General features: G+C 54.8%; 14 protein-coding genes and 1 CRISPR repeat array. Of the genes, 13 read left to right on the top strand and 1 reads right to left on the bottom strand.

Going from position 1 to position 19,784, the window contains the following annotated elements; translation table 11 throughout:
* From IKP20_03960 to IKP20_03945, 4 genes are all read left to right on the top strand, one after another.
* Positions 1-3,438: leucine-rich repeat domain-containing protein (locus tag IKP20_03960; GenBank protein MBR4504111.1), on the top strand; the 3,438-nt coding region annotated here is incomplete at its 5' end.
* Positions 3,439-3,977: 539 nt separating this feature from the next.
* Positions 3,978-6,752: an InlB B-repeat-containing protein gene (locus IKP20_03955; GenBank protein MBR4504110.1), complete on the top strand. Its 2,775-nt coding sequence runs from the start codon at positions 3,978-3,980 to the stop codon at positions 6,750-6,752.
* A gap of 466 nt (positions 6,753-7,218) precedes the next feature.
* Complete coding sequence (locus tag IKP20_03950; protein ID MBR4504109.1) at positions 7,219-7,398, top strand: hypothetical protein; 180 nt, start codon at positions 7,219-7,221, stop codon at positions 7,396-7,398.
* A gap of 204 nt (positions 7,399-7,602) precedes the next feature.
* Positions 7,603-7,959 carry a type II toxin-antitoxin system death-on-curing family toxin gene (locus IKP20_03945; GenBank protein ID MBR4504108.1) on the top strand — a complete coding sequence of 119 codons (357 nt, stop codon included), beginning with the start codon at positions 7,603-7,605 and terminating at the stop codon, positions 7,957-7,959.
* Here IKP20_03945 and IKP20_03940 read toward each other — a convergent pair.
* Positions 7,946-8,083: a hypothetical protein gene (locus IKP20_03940; protein MBR4504107.1), complete on the bottom strand. Its 138-nt coding sequence runs from the start codon at positions 8,081-8,083 to the stop codon at positions 7,946-7,948. The genes IKP20_03945 and IKP20_03940 overlap by 14 nt on opposite strands.
* Positions 8,084-9,749: 1,666 nt before the next feature.
* On the opposite strand from IKP20_03940, the gene IKP20_03935 reads away from it, so the two are divergent.
* The 9 genes from IKP20_03935 (at position 9,750) to cas2 (ending at position 19,238) form a co-directional block, all read left to right on the top strand.
* On the top strand, positions 9,750-10,625 hold the full coding sequence (locus IKP20_03935; GenBank protein MBR4504106.1) for a GIY-YIG nuclease family protein: 876 nt from the start codon (positions 9,750-9,752) through the stop codon (positions 10,623-10,625).
* A 173-nt stretch (positions 10,626-10,798) separates the two neighbouring features.
* Complete coding sequence (locus IKP20_03930; protein ID MBR4504105.1) at positions 10,799-11,155, top strand: hypothetical protein; 357 nt, start codon at positions 10,799-10,801, stop codon at positions 11,153-11,155.
* A 343-nt stretch (positions 11,156-11,498) separates the two neighbouring features.
* Positions 11,499-13,829, top strand: coding sequence for a CRISPR-associated helicase Cas3' (gene cas3, locus IKP20_03925; protein ID MBR4504104.1), 2,331 nt, complete (start codon positions 11,499-11,501; stop codon positions 13,827-13,829).
* Positions 13,829-14,527 carry a type I-C CRISPR-associated protein Cas5 gene (cas5c, locus tag IKP20_03920; GenBank protein ID MBR4504103.1) on the top strand — a complete coding sequence of 233 codons (699 nt, stop codon included), beginning with the start codon at positions 13,829-13,831 and terminating at the stop codon, positions 14,525-14,527. Before cas3 ends, cas5c begins: the two co-directional genes overlap by 1 nt.
* Positions 14,506-16,383: a type I-C CRISPR-associated protein Cas8c/Csd1 gene (cas8c, locus tag IKP20_03915; GenBank protein ID MBR4504102.1), complete on the top strand. Its 1,878-nt coding sequence runs from the start codon at positions 14,506-14,508 to the stop codon at positions 16,381-16,383. The genes cas5c and cas8c overlap by 22 nt, the downstream gene beginning before the upstream one ends.
* 2 nt (positions 16,384-16,385) lie before the next feature.
* On the top strand, positions 16,386-17,228 hold the full coding sequence (cas7c, locus tag IKP20_03910) for a type I-C CRISPR-associated protein Cas7/Csd2 (protein MBR4504101.1): 843 nt from the start codon (positions 16,386-16,388) through the stop codon (positions 17,226-17,228).
* A gap of 30 nt (positions 17,229-17,258) precedes the next feature.
* Positions 17,259-17,906, top strand: coding sequence for a CRISPR-associated protein Cas4 (cas4, locus tag IKP20_03905; GenBank protein ID MBR4504100.1), 648 nt, complete (start codon positions 17,259-17,261; stop codon positions 17,904-17,906).
* A gap of 4 nt (positions 17,907-17,910) precedes the next feature.
* The gene (gene cas1c / locus IKP20_03900; protein ID MBR4504099.1) at positions 17,911-18,951 is read left to right on the top strand and encodes a type I-C CRISPR-associated endonuclease Cas1; all 1,041 of its coding nucleotides are present in this window, start codon (positions 17,911-17,913) and stop codon (positions 18,949-18,951) included.
* Positions 18,948-19,238 carry a CRISPR-associated endonuclease Cas2 gene (cas2, locus tag IKP20_03895; protein ID MBR4504098.1) on the top strand — a complete coding sequence of 97 codons (291 nt, stop codon included), beginning with the start codon at positions 18,948-18,950 and terminating at the stop codon, positions 19,236-19,238. The genes cas1c and cas2 overlap by 4 nt, the downstream gene beginning before the upstream one ends.
* A gap of 143 nt (positions 19,239-19,381) precedes the next feature.
* Positions 19,382-19,746: direct repeats of the CRISPR family, unit length 32 nt; unit sequence GTCGCACCCTTCGTGGGTGCGTGGATTGAAAC.
* Positions 19,747-19,784: the final 38 nt, after the last annotated feature.

Here is a 19,784-nt window from a genome sequence, read left to right as displayed (position 1 = left end):
TACACCTCACTGGTTTCAGTGACCATCCCCGATTCGATCACTAATATCGGGAGCTCCGCGTTCTACGGGTGCACCTCACTGACTTCCATGGTCATACCTGGCTCCGTCCTAAAGATAGGAGACAATGCGTTCTCCGGATGCACCTCACTTGTCTCCGTCGCCATCAGACAAGGCACTAAGTCCATCGAATCAGAGGCATTCTACGGGTGCACCTCACTGGTTTCCGTGACCATCCCTGGTTCGGTCACATACTTAGGCAGCAGAATTTTTTCTGGGTGTACGTCCCTGAACGGGTTCTCTGGAACCTACCAAGGGATTGTGGACGGAATCATGCTAGTCAGTGGAACAACGTTGGTAGCCTGCGCGGCTGGACCAAATGTGAAATCCGTGTCAATACCAGTCTCGATATCTAACATAGACCATGACGCATTCTACGGGTGCACCTCTTTGGCCTCGGTGTCCATTCCGGGCTCAGTGACCACCATCAGTTACAGCATGTTTTCTGGCTTCACTTCGCTAGAGTCCGTCTATATTGGTTACGGCACAGAGTCGATAGGATCTGAAGCATTCTACGGGTGCACCTCCCTTTCCTCGATACATATCCCTGGTTCGGTCACGTACATCGGAGACTATGCGTTCTACGGTTGCACATCCCTTTCTTCGGTTTCCATGCCATCTGTCGCATCCATAGGAGACTATGCGTTCTACGGTTGCACATCCCTGTCCTACCTGTCCATACCATCTGTCTCATCCATTGGGGACTTTGCATTCTATGGGTACATCTCCCTTTCCTCAGTAGACATCCCCGAATCTACCACTTACATCGGTAAAGGCTCGTTCGTCGGTTGTCCCTCGCTGACCTCCATAAACGTGGCCCAGGGCAACCAGAATTACAGTTCGATAGACGGAGTCCTGTTTGACAAGAACAAAAACCATCTGATGGCATACCCTGCAGGAAAGCAGAATGACAAGTATTCCATACCAGATTCGGTCGCATCCATTGGGGACGGCGCGTTCGGATTCTGCACCTCCCTTTCTTCTGTACACATTCCCAATTCAGTCGCATCCATCGGAAATGCCGCATTCTACAGCTGCACCTCCCTTTCCTCCGTGACAATACCGCCCTCGGTCACATCCATTGGGGACGGCGCGTTCTTCGGCTGCACATCCCTGTCCTCGGTATCCATTCCCAATTCGGTCACATCCATTGGAGGTGGCGCGTTTTCGGGATGCTGGTTATTGAACAGATTCTCCGGGTCATATCGCGGAATCATCGACGGCATCATGCTGGTCAGCGACTCATCTTTAGTGTCATGTGCTGCCGGCCCTAAGATAACCTCCGTCTCGATTCCGAATTCCGTGGATTCAATCTCATATAGAGCATTCGCGCTCTGCAGCTCGCTAATATCCGTCGAAATTCCAGAATCAGTCACCAGCATTGGAAATGAGGCGTTCATTTACTGCGAATCACTTGCTTCCATCTCGATACCAGACTCCGTTAACAGCATCGGAAGGAGCGCATTCTATCCTCTTGTTTTCCAAGAAACCAACGGCGATGAATTAGAACAAACTCCCAACCGCCTCTCCGGCCATAAGTTCACCGGTTCCGGGGATGGGGTCCTGAGTATGATTGAGACGGCGACCCCGGCCGCGAAAGTCGGGGATAGGATGTCTGCTGGCGGCCTAGTGTACGAGATATTGTCCCTGAGCCCGGCATCCGCGTCCCTGGTGGGATACAAGAACCTGCCGTCCTCGGTCACCATGCCCGATTACGTGGATTTCCTCGGAACGAGTTACCATGTGACATCGGTGGGAACGAAAGCCTTCTACGGATGCGCCACACTGACATTCGTCGACCTCGGATCCATCGCGACGGTAGGCACGAAGTCCTTTGCCTACTGCGCCAACATCAAATCCCTGACAATCCCCGAGACAGTGAAGGAATTCAGACCCTACGCCTTCTTCGGGTGCTCATCGTTGAAGACGCTGGTGATCCCCGGCGACGACGTGGCCATCGGAACCAGCGCGTTCAGCGCATGCAAGAGCATGAGGAGCATAAGCTTCAACGGGACGGGCGCGACAATCGGTACCAACGCGTTCTACAAGAACAACGGGGTGTCCAGCATAGACCTGTCAACCGTCGCATCCGTCGGGTTCAAGGCGTTCCCATATTGCAACGGCCTGACCTCTCTGACAGTCCCCGGTCACATATCAGCGGTTGGCGAGTACGCATTCTTCAACTGTGCCAACCTTAAGCATATCACGTTAGAGGAAGGCGTGAGAAAGGTTGGGAAGAGCGCCTTCAGCGGCTGCAAGGCGCTGGAGAGCGCGGAGTTCCCCAGCACCCTTGAATACGTGGGGGCCAATGCGTTCTTCGGCGTCAAGTTCTACGACGGGCCATCTAAGATTGGTGCGACCGCGGCAAACCTCGCAGGGAAGACGTTCGTTGGCTCCGGCGGAAAGCTGATTCTCTCCCTTTTATCTGACGGAGACGCTTTCGAGGCCGGCGGGCTCAGATTCGAGGTTGCTTCGGTATCCCTCTGCGAGGTCTCCCTCATCGGATATTCCAAAGCTCCGGTATCACTGAACGTCCCGTCCGAGGTGGTCTGCAAAGACACGTCCTTAAGAGTCGTGTCCATTGGCGCCAAAGCGTTCTACGGCTGCGAAACGCTGAAATCGATGGATCTTGGCTCGGTCAGAGACGTCGGCATGAAGGCGTTTGCCAACTGCGTATCGCTCAGGTCCGTAGATCTAGGCGATTCGCTGACTGAGATCGGTCAGTACGCCTTCTTCAACTGTCCATCTGTGGAGGTACTCGATTCCCCCCAGTCCCTGCAGACCGTGGGGAAGAGCGCCTTCGGCGGCCTGAAATTCATGGACGGCGGTAATGTCCTGCCGCACGACGCACAATCCCTCTCCGGGAAGCGCTTCCTCGGAGCCGAAGGCATCTTGAGCCTCGGCTTCGACGGAAACTTCGCCCTCGGCGGCCTGACATACTCGGCCTCCGTCCAGTCCGCGACCGTCACAGGATGTTTATCTCCAATCGTAACCCTGACCGTACCTTCGGAGATATCCTACGGCGGGAAAACATATGCGGTCACTGCAGTAGGCGACAAAGCCTTCTACGGGTGCGCCACTCTGATTTCGGTCGATCTGGGATCCGTCTCCTCCGTCGGCCTTAAAGCCTTCGCCAACTGCGGCTCGCTGAGGGAAATCGATTTTGGCAGCTCGCTTAAGACGATAGGCGCGTACGCCTTCTTCGGATGCCCCAAGATAGAGCATCTGGATGTGCCTCCCTCGTTGCAATCAGTCGGCGCCGGCGCCTTCGGCGGTCTATACTTCCACGATGCGTCCGGAAAGATTGCCGGAGCCTCCGCAGACAACCTCCGCGGTCATGAGTTCTCAGGCTCCGGAGGGAAACTCTACCTCATTGGTTGAAACTTGATGCCCCAGAAAAACCTGTTTCCGCGATCGGAGATCGGACGATTCGCGGTCACTACCCTCTATTAATAAAACTAGGGGAAAAGGCCCCCTCCCTTTCCGGCCGGCCTCGGGACAAGGGCCCCTTTTCCGGCCTCCCAGCAATTTCCGCCTCCGCCTTCCTGCCGAAGAGAGATGCCCCAGCTGGAGAATTGAATTCATGCGGGGAGCATGACCAGGACAAAGTATGATTCGCAGGATGCACGCAATCTGAGGACAGCATCGATAAAGCCGCAACCCAACAGTCACAGGATTCCGGAAGAATCCATTTGGGGACAGCGGAGCAAAGCGGCCGAAGAACAGTTTAAGATAAGCATGGTCATACTGGCTCCCTGGTAGAATTCGTTTCAACCAGGAGCTGAAGAGATGAGTCACAGCAATCTTCTTGGCTCGAACCCTTCTGAAGGTATTAACGGAGGGGGAGCCGACAAACTCCGGGATGACCAAAGCATTCCGGACAAATTATCAAGCAGAAATAAAAGCCGGAGGCTGCCCTCTTGAAGGCGGGAGCGATAGCAGCCATCGTCGTCGCCGCAGTCGTGATAATCGCTGCCGTGGCGGCGTTCGCGATGATGGGTTCCGGAAACAACGACAACGGGAACGACGACAAAACTTACACCGTGTCGTTCAACACGGACGGGGGATCGTACGTCCCCAGCCAGACCGTCAAGTCAGGCGCGAAGGCTTCCGAGCCGACCACCACCAAATCGGGATACGCGTTCGCCGGATGGTACACGGCCAACGGCTCGGCCTTCGTGTTCAGCACGCCGATAACATCGGACATCACCCTGATCGCGCACTGGAACGCCAATACCACGCCAGCGCAGACCTACACGGTGTCCTTCGACTCCGCGGGCGGCAGCGCAGTGGCCAGCCAGACCGTGAACGCCGGGGCGTATGCCAACGAGCCCACCACCACGATGGACGGCTACAGGTTCGACGGATGGTACAGCTCCCTGTACGGCGGATCCAAGTTCAACTTCTCCAACCCGATCAACAGCGACATCACGCTCTACGCCCACTGGACGAAGGTGGATGCCCCTGCCGAGAGCTATAACGTGACCTTCGTAACCAACGGAGGATCGTCCGTGTCTTCCCAGTCCGTGCAGGCCGGGAACTACATCAACGTCCCTACGACAACCAGGAGCGGATACACTTTCGACGGCTGGTACACGTCACCCAGCTACGACTCGGCATTCAACTTCTCCAACCCGGTGAACAGCGATATCACGCTCTACGCCAAATGGACTCCGGCCGGCACCCCCGTGACGACTTACACGGTGACCTTCAACTCCAACGGAGGCTCGTACGTCCCCAGCCAGACAGTGGCTTCTGGATCCAAGGCGACGGAGCCCGGAATCCCCTCCAGGTCCGGATACGCCTTCGCCGGATGGTTCACCTCGCCGAGCGGGGGGAGCCAGTTTAGCTTCGGCACCCCGATAACCTCGGACAGGACCCTCTACGCCCATTGGGACGTTGGGAGCTACACCGTGACCTTCAACTCCAACGGGGGATCGTCCGTCCCGTCGCAGACCGTGAGCGCGGGAGGATACGCCTCGACTCCCTCGGAGCCTACCAGATCCGGGTACAGGTTCGACGGCTGGTACACCTCCACGGGAGGGAGCACCCCGTTCAGCTTCGGGCCGATCAACTCCGACGTCATCGCATACGCCCACTGGACGATGGTGAAGACGTACACCGTCACGATCAATGCCAGCGGCGGCGGGAGCGTCTCGATGAAATCCGTGAGCGTCCCCGAAGGCGCCACGATAAGCGCCAGCGGATCCACGCTCACGGTGGACGGCTACAGGATAACCGCGACCCCGTCTGCGTCCACGTCCCAGGCCACGTACTACTTCTCGAGCTGGTCGCCGTCCTCCGGGCAGGTCCACAGCGACATGACGATCACCGCATACTTCAGCTCGGTCTCCAAGAGCTACACGGTGACATTCAACTCCAACGGAGGTTCATACGTTTCCCCTCAGACGGTATCCGCCGGAGGATATGCTTCTAAGCCCGCCGATCCTACAAGGACAGGGTATGCATTCAAAGGATGGTACACATCGGCGACTGGAGGAAGCGAGTTCAATTTCAGCAGCGCGATAACCTCCGACAGGACGGTCTATGCCCAGTGGAAAGAGAACAATGCTGTGCAGTACTACCTCTCCAACAGCCCCAGCACAATCATTATCGAATCCGATTGCGACGAGGCATACATACACGGGACTTCCAAGAACGTGTATCTCGAGATTACAGCCAAGTCGAGGTCGAAGGCCCTGACGATCAATCTCGAAGGGACCACCATGACCGCGCATTCCGGGAATGCCCTCATCAGCGCTCCGGGGGTGGATCTGACTCTGAACATAAGCGGCAACTGTAACCTCAGCGGGGGCGACGGGACTACCACAAGCAGTAACGGAGGAAACGGGTCTCCCGCCGTGATTTGTAGGAATTTGACTATTGCCGGATCCGGATCACTTGTCTTAAACGGAGGCGACGGAGCAAACGGACAAAATGGACAGAACGGTTATAACGGTAGTTCTGGTAGAAACGCTACTCCGGGAAAACTCATAGAAGCTAATGCACAGCCTGGGAGCAACGGTGAAAACGGAGGCAGCGGCGGTAACGGAGGCAGCGGCGGTAACGGTGCCTACGCAGCCCAATGCAATTCCATCAAAATAACCGGAACTCTGTCGGTGACCTTGACAGGCGGCGACGGAGGAAACGGCGGTAACGGAGGCAGCGGCGGTAACGGAGGCAGCGGCGGTAACGGAGCTGCAGAACCGGTAGCAAAGCCTGCATATAACGGATACAACGGCGGGAACGCAGGAAAAGCAGGTAATGGCGGGAACGGCGGGAATGGATCCAAAGCCGCAAGTTGCAACGTTCCTGGTAATTGCACCGTGATTAACGGAAACGGAGGCAATGGAGGAGACGGCGGCAGAGGCGGCAACGGAGGCAATGGAGGAAACAATCCAGATGTAACCTGGGCTGGTGTACTTGCAGCTGTCGATAGCCCTCACGGACTCGATGGAGGAGACGGTGGAGTCGGTTCCAACGGCGGAAACGGCGGAAACGGCGGAAACGGCGTTATTCCGGGCAACGGAGGAAAAGGAGGCTCATCGGGTTCCAACGGTAGCGGAGGAACGCCATCCAAAGCCACTGTCACTTGGGGATTCTGGAGCAAGAGCGAGGATACCGGTAACCGGGGATACACGCCCAGCACGACGCTATACAAAGGTTCCGACGGACGTAATGGATCGTCCATCTGATCCAAAAGAAAAGAGATCCTTGAAACCTATTAATTGCAGGGGCAGAACAACGCCTCTGCATTTTTTAACCTGTTGCATGCCCAACACATGAGATTGGTTGCAAATTCGATGCTCCAATTCAAAGGTCATTGATGTCAGATTCTTCTCTGGCATCAGCTTTCCAAAAATGGGATGAAGCATGATCGCCGGGACATGTGCAGGCACAACTCCGTTGTCATACCTTTGTTATGACCGGATTAACATGGTCGAAGCCCATTCATAATAAATACCACGCACCAGAATGGCCGACATGCACCACAATTCGGTGCGCATCATAATTGGCAAACACATCAAGTCGAGGAACTTGTGAGGATCCTCGACATCGACCCCGTCCTCTACACCGACCCTCGCGTACACGTTACCTCAACTGATGACGAACGGGAAAAAGCGCACTCCAAGGGGGTACGCCGGATCTGGCAGGGCGTTCGTGGACCCTCTCCGAATGAGGGCGAATTCGAAGCCCATAAGCACCAACTGGGTCATTGTCGTTGTCATGACCCTGGGGCTGATATGCGCCGCCTACAGACTGCTCGCGAGGAGCCTCAAGTACGTCGCACTCAACATCGTACTGATCCTGTTTGCAGACCCGGTCTGGAACTGGATATGAGACCAGAAGTTGATGGGAAATCTGACATGATATAGTAGACGCCGGCTAGCGCATCCGGGACGCGAAGCGTTCTGATCGTCAGAACCGGTACGGGCCCGGGAGAAGGGGAATCGCAGTGCCACATCAGAGCGGAAGGTTCACGGGGACGGGAAGCTCCTGTCCAGCTCATGGAAGCGCGCATACGGGACATGCTTAGAGACGGTGATGCACATACACAGAGCCGTCGTCATCAAATCGGGAGAGGCCCGCGAGATCGGGCTCGAAGACGCGGTGATAAGCATGGCCGCCGTGGAAGGCTTCTGCGACTGCCTGAAATACTGCGAGGACTGCTTCTCCAAGGCCGCGCTGGCGATAGACTACGTCGCCAATTTCCACCCGTTCGTCGAAGGGAACAAGCGGACCGCGTTCGAGCTTGCCGTGCGCCTCCTCAAAAACGGCGGATACGAACTGAACGACGACGACGCGACGCTCCTTTTCGTGAGAGACGTCGCGAGCGGAGCCTATGACAGAGAAGAAGTGGAGGAATGGCTGAGACACAACTCGCATCTCAGCACTTCTTGAGGTTCTCGAATACGTAGGCGTAGCGCTTCATGTCCTGCTCGATCTCCTCGTCCGTGATGCCGTATTCGAGCCCGCCGAAAGGGGGGACGCCCTTAGGATCCGGGGCCTCGGATTTCCTGTCCATGGATGCGCGAGCGCGTGCGGGCTCATATACCTGTCGGATTCGGGATGGCGGAATGGACGCGAAAACAATCCGGAAATGATACGATGGACGCGGAATGATTATGGGCGCGCGGAGGCCTCGGGCTCGCCGATAGGATTCCTCCAGGAGAACTGGCTGGAACTCAAGGGAGAGATTGCCGGGGCAATGCTCGCTTCGATTTTCGACACTACTGGTGCGGCTCCTCGCCGGCACGGCAAGTAGAAAACCAACTGAAAGTTTCCCGAAAGGCAACCCCGTTTATGGCCTGGCATGCGGCCATCTCGGCAGTTAGGGGCCCGAAGGAGAAGTTCCGAAGACCAGCAAACAATGAGCGATCCGAAGTCTGGAGCAAACTCGTTCCGCGTTTCGGATGTTTGGATATTGTGTGAAAGCTCCTGCGGCAGTGTTGATTTCGTTTTACGTCTATTTGAATTTGGTGTTGAAGCCTGGGACAGGCCCTGTGGGCGGAAATGGTAAGCCAGCACGTCGCACAGACACACAGCCGGCCGCCTCGCGCGCCCTTGCATATTAGGCCCCCGGTTTTCCTAGGACTTTCCGTGGACGCCCCGAACGACAACCTGGATTCAGCCCGAACTTCCTTCAGAGCGGTGACCGGATCTTCGGTGTCGGTTCGAGCTTGGAATGATGTGCCCTGCCTTTCCGCAAGCGGAAGTTCTTCCGACCCATGATTTTCCCGGCACCCAGCGACGGCGCCGGCGCTGACGCACGCTCGTTATTCCTATCGCCCTTGCGCAGGAGGGCGGATCAGGGGGCGATTGTGGGTTCTCCGGCCTAGCCAGGCGATCGGGGCCACACACAACCCACACCCCCTCCCGCGCGCCATATATAGATATCTTGCGAGGGGGTTTTCGGGGGGTTTTCCCGGGGGCGGATATGGCTGCCGAGGGCCCTGACGCGCAGCGATTTCAGCCAGATCCTCCGTGGTCCCGGACCGGTCGCCGTCTGGGCCGCCCGCAGGCCTCGGGCCGCCTGTGCGACGGGGATCGCCGTCGTCGCCACCCAGCAAAACACATGCTGGCTATGTAGGAATGCTTAAATACTCGTAAAACGGGCAAAACACTTCTTCTGGGGCGGACAGACGAACCGCGGAGACTGTCCACGAAGGACTTCTTCGGCTGCCGCGGGGCACGGGGAACCCCGCGTAGGCGGCGATCAATCAAACACTGCTGGCCATGGGGACAATTTGAAATATTCGTAAAACGAACCATACACTTTCCTCGGACCTCCGGATCCCCCGGCATCGGGGCAAGGCAGAGGTGGAATGGCGAGACCGCCACGGGGCTCGGGATTCCTTTCTCCTGCGTTGCCCAATCAAACACTGCTGGCTATGGGGGAAATATGAAATATCTGTAATACAGGCCAAACACTTGCCGCGGACCTCCGGATCCCCGGATGCCGCAACATTTCAAGGGCCTCCCGCTTGCGACGGGGTACACAATCGCCCTAGCGCCTTTGTTTTTCGCTGAATGCAAAAGGACGTCGCAACTATTCCATGATAAGAGCGGATAGGCCAGCCCCGTTTCATCATCAGGCCTCGACCGAAAAGTGACATCCCGGGGAAACCATTAACTTCGGGAATCCGCCAGAGATGCAACATCGCTTTATCCCGGCAGAGGGATGTCCCCGCATGGCCGAGCATGGAAAAGTCATACGCCTGTTCTTGATGGAGGGGGTGCCCAGCGGCAGATGGAAGTGCGAGCTTTCCAATTGGACGGGGCTCGCATACCGCGTGCCCCGCACGATGACCCCCGGATGCTCCGACAGGCCCGATCTCCGCTCAACCGGGGTATACTTCCTTATTGGCAGAACCGAGGATGGCACAAGGGACAAAGTGTACGTCGGCGAGGCGGAGAGCATCCTTCCTAGGATCTCGCAACACATTTCTAACAGCAGGGAGTGGCAGGACTGGACGGAGTTCGTCGCATTCGTGAGCAAGGACGACGCTCTGAACAAGGCCATGGCCAAATACCTGGAGGCGTCGATCTACAGGATGGCCAAGAAGGCCGGGCGCTGCGAGCTGGTGAACGGGAACTCGCCGACGATGTCCTCCCTGTCGGAGACCGACGAGGCCGAGATGAAAGAGTACCTCGACAACCTCAGGCTGCTCATGGGAACGATGGGCCACAAGTTCCTGGAGGAGGAGGCGGCCTCCACCAGGCCCGGCGGCAAAGGCGAGACGTTCCATTTGGCCAATCCGAGAACCGAGGTTTCCGCATCGGCGATCATGGTGGATGACGGCTTCCTGGTGCTGAAGGGGTCGAAGGTGTCCGAGAATATCAACGACAGCGTCCACAAAGGATACAAGAGCCTGAGGGCGAAGCTCATGGAGGACGGCACCATCGTGGACCGCACGTTCACCCGGGACCACCTGTTCGATTCGTGCTCGGCGGCCATGGTGGTCGTGGCGGGCCGCATCGACCATCCCTGGGGCTCCTGGAGGACCGACGATGGCAGGACCCTCGACGAAGTATACAGAAAGGGGCCAGAAGAACCGCGCACCTAAGTGGATGGCATGTCGGTGGGCGGACCCCTGTGCAAGTCGCGGGTCAATCGCGGAGATGATATGAGTCCACGCTGAGCAATTTGTCTGGGAGAGCTTCCGTTTCTACGTTCATTATAAGCCCCCTGCAGACCGTGCACAAGTGGAACCTAATCCTGAACGTATTGACACATCTTATGGTCGTCTGGAGGCCCTCGATCGCCCACGGATCTACCTGTACAACCGGGTCATACACACTCTGCGCTTCGGAAGGCAACACATCGAGTTCGATGAGTTCCCCCGCCCCCAACCTGGGCAGCTCCTCCCCTTTCACATCGGCGTATTTCTCTGCGGCATCCAGCTTCTCGAGATCCCAATCGCCGTACCTCTTCAGGACCCTGTCGTTCCGTTACAAGAACATCGAGATCCAGCCCGATCCGGTGATATTAGCAGGGCGCGCCTTCGTCAGTACCAGCAGGACGCTCCGCATAGCCGAGAACGCCCGGATGCCATGCTGCTGCCACGGACCCAGCCGTGCCGGTTGGTGCCCCTGACCTACAGGGCGCCCCTCCCCCCGCCTCCCGCCGGACCGGTTCCCTCCACCTTATCTCCATATGTTCCCGCAGATGGGCGCCCCCAGCGACCTGATAAGGGCCTGGAAACCAGAGTTTCCTCTTCGAGGCCCCCGTTATGGGAGCCTCAGAACATGCCCGAATCCATCGCCAATGCTTCCCTGGGTCCCGCGAAGCCCGGCTCAGCCGCAGGATCCACATCAACAGGCCGCGGCGAGTGGTTAGGGTCTTACCAAATATATATTATAACAATTATAACTATTATTACAATAATTGCAATAATTACATATTAATACTATTAATATTGCAAAACCGATTTTGATACATGGCAGGGATGGTGGCGCACATCAGAAATGATGGCACTATGCAAGATTTGGAGAATCACCTCATCGCCGTAGGAAAGATCGCTGAGAATAACTGCAACAAAGTAGGGCTTGACGACGTGGGATTCCTTTTGGGCCTCCTGCACGATCTCGGAAAAGCCACGGATGAATTTCAGAGCTATATTATGGGCCGTTCCGTAGCCTCGCGGGGGGAGATAGACCACTCCACCGCCGGCGCTCAATACCTGAATGAAATCTCCGGGTACGGTTCAGATCTCAGCAAGCAATTGTCAGTGCAGATAATGGCTCTGGGAATCATGTCCCACCATTCGGGGCTGATCGACTGCATTGACGGCGAGGGCAGGGACGTATACGGAGGCCGCATAGGGAAAGCACGTTCCAAGACGCGGATAGATGAGGCCATGCGTTCTATAGGCCCCGGATATAAGAACCTGGTGGATGACTGCGCAATGCGGGCTCTGGATTCCATGGAATCCCTGGTGAACAAAATAATCAAGTGCTCTAAGGACAAAAAAGACCGTGGCCTATTCGCTCTCGGGCTTCTTTCAAGATTTGTTCTCAGCTGTCTGATTGATGCGGATCACAGGGATACGTCGGAGTTCGAGTACGGGAAAAAAGAACCTAAATCTGCAGATTGGGGCAGGCTTTCTGACTTATTGGAAAGCAAATTGGAAAGCTTCGACAGACAGGATAGCATATCCGAAATTAGGTCGAAGATATCCGATTCTTGTTTCATGGCTTCTAGCAGGGCGCGTGGAATATACACCCTGTCAGTCCCGACGGGCGGAGGGAAAACGCTTTCGAGCCTCAGATTCGCATTGAACCATGCCAAATCACACGGCATGGATCGCATCATCTATGTGATCCCTTACACGTCCATTATTGAGCAGAACGCCAAAGTGATCAGGGATGTGCTATCCGATGACGGCAGCATCGTATGTGAGTACCATTCCAACGTGGACCTCGGCAACGATGACGACAGCTCTAACCTTCGCTACGACCCCTGGGACGCACCCATCATAGTAACCACGATGGTGCAATTCCTTGATACACTTTTCAACTCCGGGACGAGACGCACCCGCCGTATGCAGAGCCTCGCCAGGGCGACCCTGATATTCGATGAGATCCAGACCCTCCCCGTGAAGACCGTGTACATGTTCAACGAAGCCATCAATTTCTTGACAAGGTGGTGCGGATCCACTGCGGTCATGTGCACTGCCACCCAGCCCCTGCTCGGAGAGATAGATCATTACCCGTTGGCTACCACTGACAATTCCGAGATAGTTGATGACATTGCAGGATTGGAGGAATCGTTGAGGCGCGTCGTTCCCGAGGTCAAGAGGGGGAAGTATGATGCCGGAGCGATATCTCAGCTGGTGGAAGAGCTCATCGAGAATTACGAGTCCATTCTGGTGGTGACGAATACCAAATCGATGGCCGCGGATGTATACGGCAACGTGGTAGGGTCCATTCCGCCCGCTGTATCGTCGTACCATTTGAGCGCCAATATGTGCCCAGCCCACCGCTCCGACACGATCGCTCAAATGAAAAAGGTTCTCGGAAAAGGAAAGGTCGTATGCGTGAGCACCCAGCTTATAGAAGCGGGCGTAGACGTAGACTTCAACGTGGTGATACGCTGCATGGCAGGGATAGACTCCATAGTTCAATCCGCAGGGCGCTGCAATCGCAACAACAAGATGCAGGGCCTCGGAAGGCTGTTCGTCGTCGAGACCGACGAGAATGTGAGCCACCTCAAAGACATAGAGGTTGGGCGCAGATGCACGCGCTCCGTAATCGAAGAGTTCGACGACATATTATCCCCCGAATCCGTGTCACGCTATTACAGATACTATTTCTTCAACCGCTCCGAAGACATGCGGTATCCTACGGGGAATCCGGACCGCCCCCTGTTCCAGATGCTATCCGTCAACAGCGAGGCAGCGAAAATGTTTGTCGGCCGCTATGGGGCGAAGCCCAAGCTCCTCCGCCAGTCCTTCTCGGAAGCCAACCGCTGTTTCGAAGTCATAGAGGGCGTCCGGGGGGTCATTGTAAGCTACAACGACGAGTCCAAGGAAATCATTTCATCGCTCTGCTCCGAGAATCCCGGAGAAGATTCCCGCCAGCTGATGAGGAAGGCGCAGAGATATACAGTCAACACATACCGTTTCGACGAGCTGATGAGATCCGGCGCCATCAAAGAGGTGGCGGAAGCGACCGGCATATACTACCTGGTGGACGGATTCTACGACGATCATTACGGATTGAGAGAGGATTCCAGGATGGAAACGATGATTATGCGAGGTAAACCATGATGAACACAGTTGAATACAAGCTTTGGGGGCGCCGGGCGCTGTTCACAGACCCCGTTTCAAAAATCGGGGGCGAGAAATACACATATCCCATACCGACCTATCAGGCCCTAAAAGGGATTACCGAGTCGATATACTGGAAGCCCACGATAATATGGGTAGTGGACGCAGTTAGGGTCATGAGGCCCATACGCAACGAGTCGGTGAACGTCAAGCCTCTGGAGTACGGCGGCGGCAATTCTCTTTCGATTTACACCTATCTTGCCGACGTGGAGTACCATGTCAGAGCCCATTTTATCTGGAACAGGAATCGCCCGGATCTCGAGAAGGACCGCATAGACGGCAAGCACTACAGCCAGATGAAGAGGGCGATAGAGAAAGGAGGCAGGCGCGACATTTTCCTGGGAACGAGAGAGTGCCAGGGCTACGTGGAACCTTGCCCTTTCGATATGGGCGAGGGCGCATACGACAATCTGGAGAGCATGTCGTTCGGCCTCATGTTCCATGGATTCAACTATGCCGACGAAACGGGCGACAACGTTCTGGACGCCCGTTTCTGGATGCCGGAGATGAAGAAGGGCGTGGTGGAATTCCCGCCCCCAGAAGATTGCAGGCTTCGCAAGCATGTTCGCGACTACACCCCCTGTGCAGTGCAGATATCAGACGAGGGGGATGAACGATGGGCTGGATGGAGTCTTTGATCCATGTCTACGACGCTTGTGTGGGGAATCCTGACTATATGGCGGGGGAAGATCCACTCCTGCCGATATGCCATATCAGCGTACAGGCGCACATCGAGATTACTCTAAGCAAAGACGGGGAGTTCGTAAGAGCCGATGCGGTCCCCAAAGGCATGCAGACCACCACTATACCTTGTACCGAGAGTTCCGCAGGAAGAACATCGGGACTGTCCCCGCATCCTCTTGCGGATAAGCTTCAGTATCTCGTCAAGGACTATCCCTCACACATATCTTCGGATTTGTTATCCAAGAAGAGCTCAATTCCGAAATCCGGTTTTTCTGACTATATTGACCAGATAGACGGGTGGTGTTCCAGCGATTTTGCCTGCGACAAGGTCAGAGCCGTAAGGGACTACGTGAAATCCGAAAGGCTTCTCGAAGACCTCAGAGGATCGGGGATCATAGAACTGGACGACGAAGGACGCTTCAAAGGAAAGGACGAGTCCCAGGGATGCCCGTTATTCACGATATCGAAGATCAACGGAGGCCAGGAAGGCGCATTCATACGCTGGCGCGTGGAGGACCCAGATTCCTTAGAAAAGGATACGTGGAAGGATCCAGAAGTTCAGCGTTCATGGATTGAATACTATACATCTCAGATGAGTGACAGCGGCCTGTGCTATGTCACCGGGAAGAACGTCCCGCTGGCCAAAAACCATCCGAGCAAGATACGCAACGCTGGCGACAAAGCCAAAATAATATCATCCAACGATACAAGCGGCTTCGTCTTCAGAGGAAGGTTCGAGAATTCAGACCAGGCATGTGGGGTCGGCTATGAGGCCACGCAGAAGGCGCACAACGCGCTGAGATGGCTGATATCCCGCCAAGGATATTCGGAGGACACATTGTGCGTGGTGTCGTGGACGGATGCGATGGCTCCGGTCCTCAATCCTGCCGAAGGCGCGGAGGAATTGTTCGAAATAGAAGATGTATACACAACCGGGGTCGAAGCCGGTCGCAGGCTCAGCATGCGCATTCGCGGATTCAATTCAAGGCTAATTACGGACCGTGTTACGGTGATGGAGCTGGATTCGGCAACCCCCGGCCGCATGTCGATTTTGATGCATCGCGAGCTGTCGGGATCGGATTTCATCGAGAGGATCGAGAAATGGCACAGCTCGTGCGCATGGATCCACACATATTATTCCAAGAAGGATAAGGAGGGCAAACAAAAAAGAATCGCTTTTGTAGGGGCGCCGTCCCCCAGGGACATGGCGTTGGCGGCTTTCGGGCACAGGGCAGAGCCCAGAGTCGTGGCTTCGACAGTCAAACGCATTCTCCCGTGCATTCTGGACGGGACACCAATCCCACTAGACATCGCTGAAAATGCTGTCCGCAAAGCTTCCAGCCCCCTGTCGATGGAGGAATGGCAATGGAGAAAGACTTTGAGCATAGCATGCTCGATGTTCAAAAACATAAAAAAAGGAGAGTATGAAATGACATTGGAGAAAGAACGCGACACGCGCGACTACCTGTACGGCAGGCTCTTGGCCGTTGCCGACGTTTTGGAAAGGAGCGCATTGCGTGAATCGGGTGAGACCAGACAGACCACTGCCATGCGCATGATGCAGAGATTCTCGGAATTCCCCTACTCGACATGGAGAACCATAGAGCTGGCGCTCGTTCCGTACAGGGCGCGCCTTGGTGCCAAATCCGCGTATTATGACAGATCGCTGTCAGAGATCATGGAGAAATTCGACAGCGTCGCGTTCGCGGATGACCACAGACTCAGCGGAGAATTCCTGCTGGGATACCACTGCCAGATCAACGAATTGTACAGAAAGAAAAACGATAATGAAGAGGAGAAGGAGGATTAAATATGGACAGCATTAAGAACAAAATCGATTTCGCAGTGATTGTGAGCGTCAATGGGGCCAATCCCAACGGGGATCCTCTGAATGGAAACCGTCCGCGCGTCACCATGGAAGGGCTGGGTGAGATCTCCGACGTCTGTGTAAAACGCAAAATAAGGAACAGGGTGCAAGACATGGGAGGCTCCATTTTCGTTCAGTCCGACGACAGGACGATTGATGACTTCAAAAGCCTCAGGGAGCGTGCCGACAAGGTCCTGAAGCAGTATCCGAAGAGCAAGGATAGGAATGGGTTCGTCGAAGCGGCATGCAGGGAATGGTTCGATGTCCGTGCCTTCGGTCAGCTGTTCGCCTTCAAAAGCTCCGACGGCATCGACGCAGTATCCATCGGGATAAGAGGCCCCGTCACCATCAGGCCGGCTCTCTCGGTATGCCCCGTCTGCACCACCAGCAACCAGATCACCAAATCCGTGAATTCAGAAACTGGGGAGAAGAGGGGGGCCGACACGATGGGGCTGAAGCATCGCGTGGACCATGGACTTTATGTAATCTATGGCAGCGTCAATGTTCAGCTCGCTCAAAAGACGGGCTTTTCCGATGAGGACGCCAAGACACTCAAAGAGGCCCTTCTGACTCTGTTCCAGAACGACTGCTCTTCAGCCAGGCCAGACGGAAGCATGGACGTGGAAAGGCTGTATTGGTGGAACCACAACTGCCCCAGAGGACAGTATTCTTCGGCCAAGGTGCACTCTTCTCTGAAGATAAAGCCGCTTTGCAGCGATCCAAGAAGGATGGATGACTACGAGGTGGCAGTCGATAGACTAGAAGGGCTGGAGCCCGAAATTTACTGACAAAAGGGGCTAACACCCCTGTCCACCACCATGTCCTACACAGAAGACGACTATCTTCAGCTATCAGGCATACAGCATTTCAGCTACTGCAGAAGACAGTGGTACCTTATACATGTCCTTCAAGCCTGGGCGGACGATGAAAGAACCGTTTCGGGTGACCTGTTTCACAGGACAGCTGACGATCTGTTTAAAAAGGAAAGAAGAGGGGACGTTGTAGTTTCGCGCTCGATACCAGTATCATCATCGAGCCTTGGCGTATCTGGAAGATGCGATGTCGTGGAATTCAGAAAGGACCCCTCGGGCGTGATCGTTCCGCAAATAGGATTCAAGTGCTCAATAACGCCGGTAGAGTATAAGGTAGGGCGCAAAAAGGCAGGAAAATGGGACGAAGCCCAGCTATGCGCCGAAGCAATCTGTTTGGAGGAGACATTCGGCACGACCATAAATTCTGCATTTCTATACTACGGGCTAGAAAAGAGGCGCACAGAGGTCATGCTTTCCGACGAACTTCGTGCCTATACTCGCGACATCGCAAGAGAGATGCATGAGGCTTACGATGAAAAGCAGCTAATTAATCCGGAATACAACAAGGACTGCAAGAAATGCTCGCTTATGGACCTGTGCATGCCCTCGTTAACCAAGGATGTCGATGCATATATTGAAGCTAACAAATGGTGATTGATTGAGGAAACTGCTGAATACCCTTTATGTGACAAACCCCAACGCATACTTGTCCAAAGACGGCTCCAACATAGTTGTCAGCACGGACAAGAACGAGATAGGGAGACTCCCCATCCACAACATCGAACAGATCGTGTGCTTCGGCTACCGGGGAACCAGCCCTTCTCTCATGGGCTTGTGCGTCGAGAACGGCGTCTCGCTTTGCTTTGTGACTCCGAACGGGAAATTTATGGCTTCTGTCCAGGGCGAAGCCAGCGGAAACGTTCTGCTTAGGAGGGAGCAATACCGGATAGCAGATGACGACATCAGGTCGATCCAGATAGCCAAAAACATGATAATCGGAAAAGTTGTGAACTCCCGCGCTGTGCTGAGAAAGTTCAAGAACAACCATGCAGACTCGGCGTATATCATCAGCATCAATAGCGCTATCGAAAAAATTACCTCTTTGATAGATTTAATCGATTCAGCCAGCGACAGCACCTCGCTACGCGCATTGGAGTCGGAGGCCGCGAGAATCTATTTCGGAGTGTTTGACGCCCTGATACTAAAGAGCAAGGAAGACTTCTTTTTCAGAGAACGCAACAGGAGGCCTCCACGCGATCGTGTAAACGCCATGCTATCATTCGTGTATTCCATGCTGGCCAACGATGTGAGGAGCGCATTGGATTCCGTGGGCCTAGACCCATTTGTCGGATTCCTTCATGTTGATCGCCCGGGCAGGCCATCTATGGCATTGGATCTGATGGAGGAGATGAGACCTATTGCGGATCGTGTGGTGCTCACGCTGATTAATCTGAGGTCCGTAGATCCAGACGGTTTTATCGAGAAAGAAGGCGGATCAGTGATCATGAAGGAAGACACACGCAGATGCGTTATCGCTGCTTGGCAGAGTCGCAAAAACGATGAGATATACCACCCCTACATAGAAGAGAAGATAAAAATCGGTCTGATACCGTTCATCCAATCCAGTCTGCTGGCAAAATGCATCAGAGGAGAAATAAACGGGTATCCTCCGTTCATAACAAGGTCGAATGAAAAATGATGATCCTTGTGACGTATGACGTCGATACTTCATCTCCAGAGGGACGGTCACGTCTGAGACGCGTCTCCCGCACATGCCTGAATTACGGGCAGAGGGTCCAGATGTCCGTTTTCGAGTGCATCGTTTCCCCATCGCAGGAGGTACTTCTGAAAAAAGAGCTTCTTGATGCTTTGGATCTGGAGTCGGATTCGATCAGAATCTACCATCTTGGAAACAATTATAGGTCCAGAATATGGGCTGCAGGCGTCGAGAAATCATTGGACCTGGATGAGCCGCTGATACTATGACTAAATGGAAGTGAACATAATTCTTCAGTGAGGATAGTATCCAGAAATGGCCTTGAAACAAACAGTATTTTCTAAATTCGTAGAAATAATATGAATTTCGTAACAGATGGTATTATTAATCTATCTGATATTTAAGCGATTATGTCGCACCCTTCGTGGGTGCGTGGATTGAAACGGTTATCGAAGTCAGGAACTGCTCCCAGCTGTAGGTCGCACCCTTCGTGGGTGCGTGGATTGAAACTTGGAGCGGGCCAGCGGCACCCTCTCGTACTCGTGGTCGCACCCTTCGTGGGTGCGTGGATTGAAACCCGCTTATGCTGACGGCCTCGGACAGCTCCTCGGAGTCGCACCCTTCGTGGGTGCGTGGATTGAAACATGATGTCGGATATGGACTTCGCGGCGCCGTCCGAGTCGCACCCTTCGTGGGTGCGTGGATTGAAACATAAATGCGCTTAGCATCACCGAACATCCCTTCCGTCGCACCCTTCGTGGGTGCGTGGATTGAAACCGCATAACGGTATGTGGAGTTGTAGAAATCCCGGGTCG

The sequence above is a fragment of the Candidatus Methanomethylophilaceae archaeon genome, assembly GCA_017524805.1.
Classification (GTDB): Archaea; Thermoplasmatota; Thermoplasmata; order Methanomassiliicoccales; family Methanomethylophilaceae; genus Methanoprimaticola.
Note: the sequence above shows the minus strand (reverse complement) of the source record. Positions and strands in the feature narration are given on the sequence as shown.

Excerpts from the sequence above, each read along its gene's own strand:
- IKP20_03945 (MBR4504108.1), top strand. The coding sequence starts at position 7,603 with ATGCACATACACAGAGCCGTCGTCATCAAATCGGGAGAGGCCCGCGAG.
- IKP20_03940 (MBR4504107.1), bottom strand. The coding sequence starts at position 8,083 with ATGGACAGGAAATCCGAGGCCCCGGATCCTAAGGGCGTCCCCCCTTTC.
- IKP20_03935 (MBR4504106.1), top strand. The coding sequence starts at position 9,750 with ATGGCCGAGCATGGAAAAGTCATACGCCTGTTCTTGATGGAGGGGGTG.
- IKP20_03930 (MBR4504105.1), top strand. The coding sequence starts at position 10,799 with ATGGTCGTCTGGAGGCCCTCGATCGCCCACGGATCTACCTGTACAACC.
- cas3 (MBR4504104.1), top strand. The coding sequence starts at position 11,499 with ATGGCAGGGATGGTGGCGCACATCAGAAATGATGGCACTATGCAAGAT.
- cas5c (MBR4504103.1), top strand. The coding sequence starts at position 13,829 with ATGAACACAGTTGAATACAAGCTTTGGGGGCGCCGGGCGCTGTTCACA.
- cas8c (MBR4504102.1), top strand. The coding sequence starts at position 14,506 with ATGGGCTGGATGGAGTCTTTGATCCATGTCTACGACGCTTGTGTGGGG.
- cas7c (MBR4504101.1), top strand. The coding sequence starts at position 16,386 with ATGGACAGCATTAAGAACAAAATCGATTTCGCAGTGATTGTGAGCGTC.
- cas4 (MBR4504100.1), top strand. The coding sequence starts at position 17,259 with ATGTCCTACACAGAAGACGACTATCTTCAGCTATCAGGCATACAGCAT.
- cas2 (MBR4504098.1), top strand. The coding sequence starts at position 18,948 with ATGATGATCCTTGTGACGTATGACGTCGATACTTCATCTCCAGAGGGA.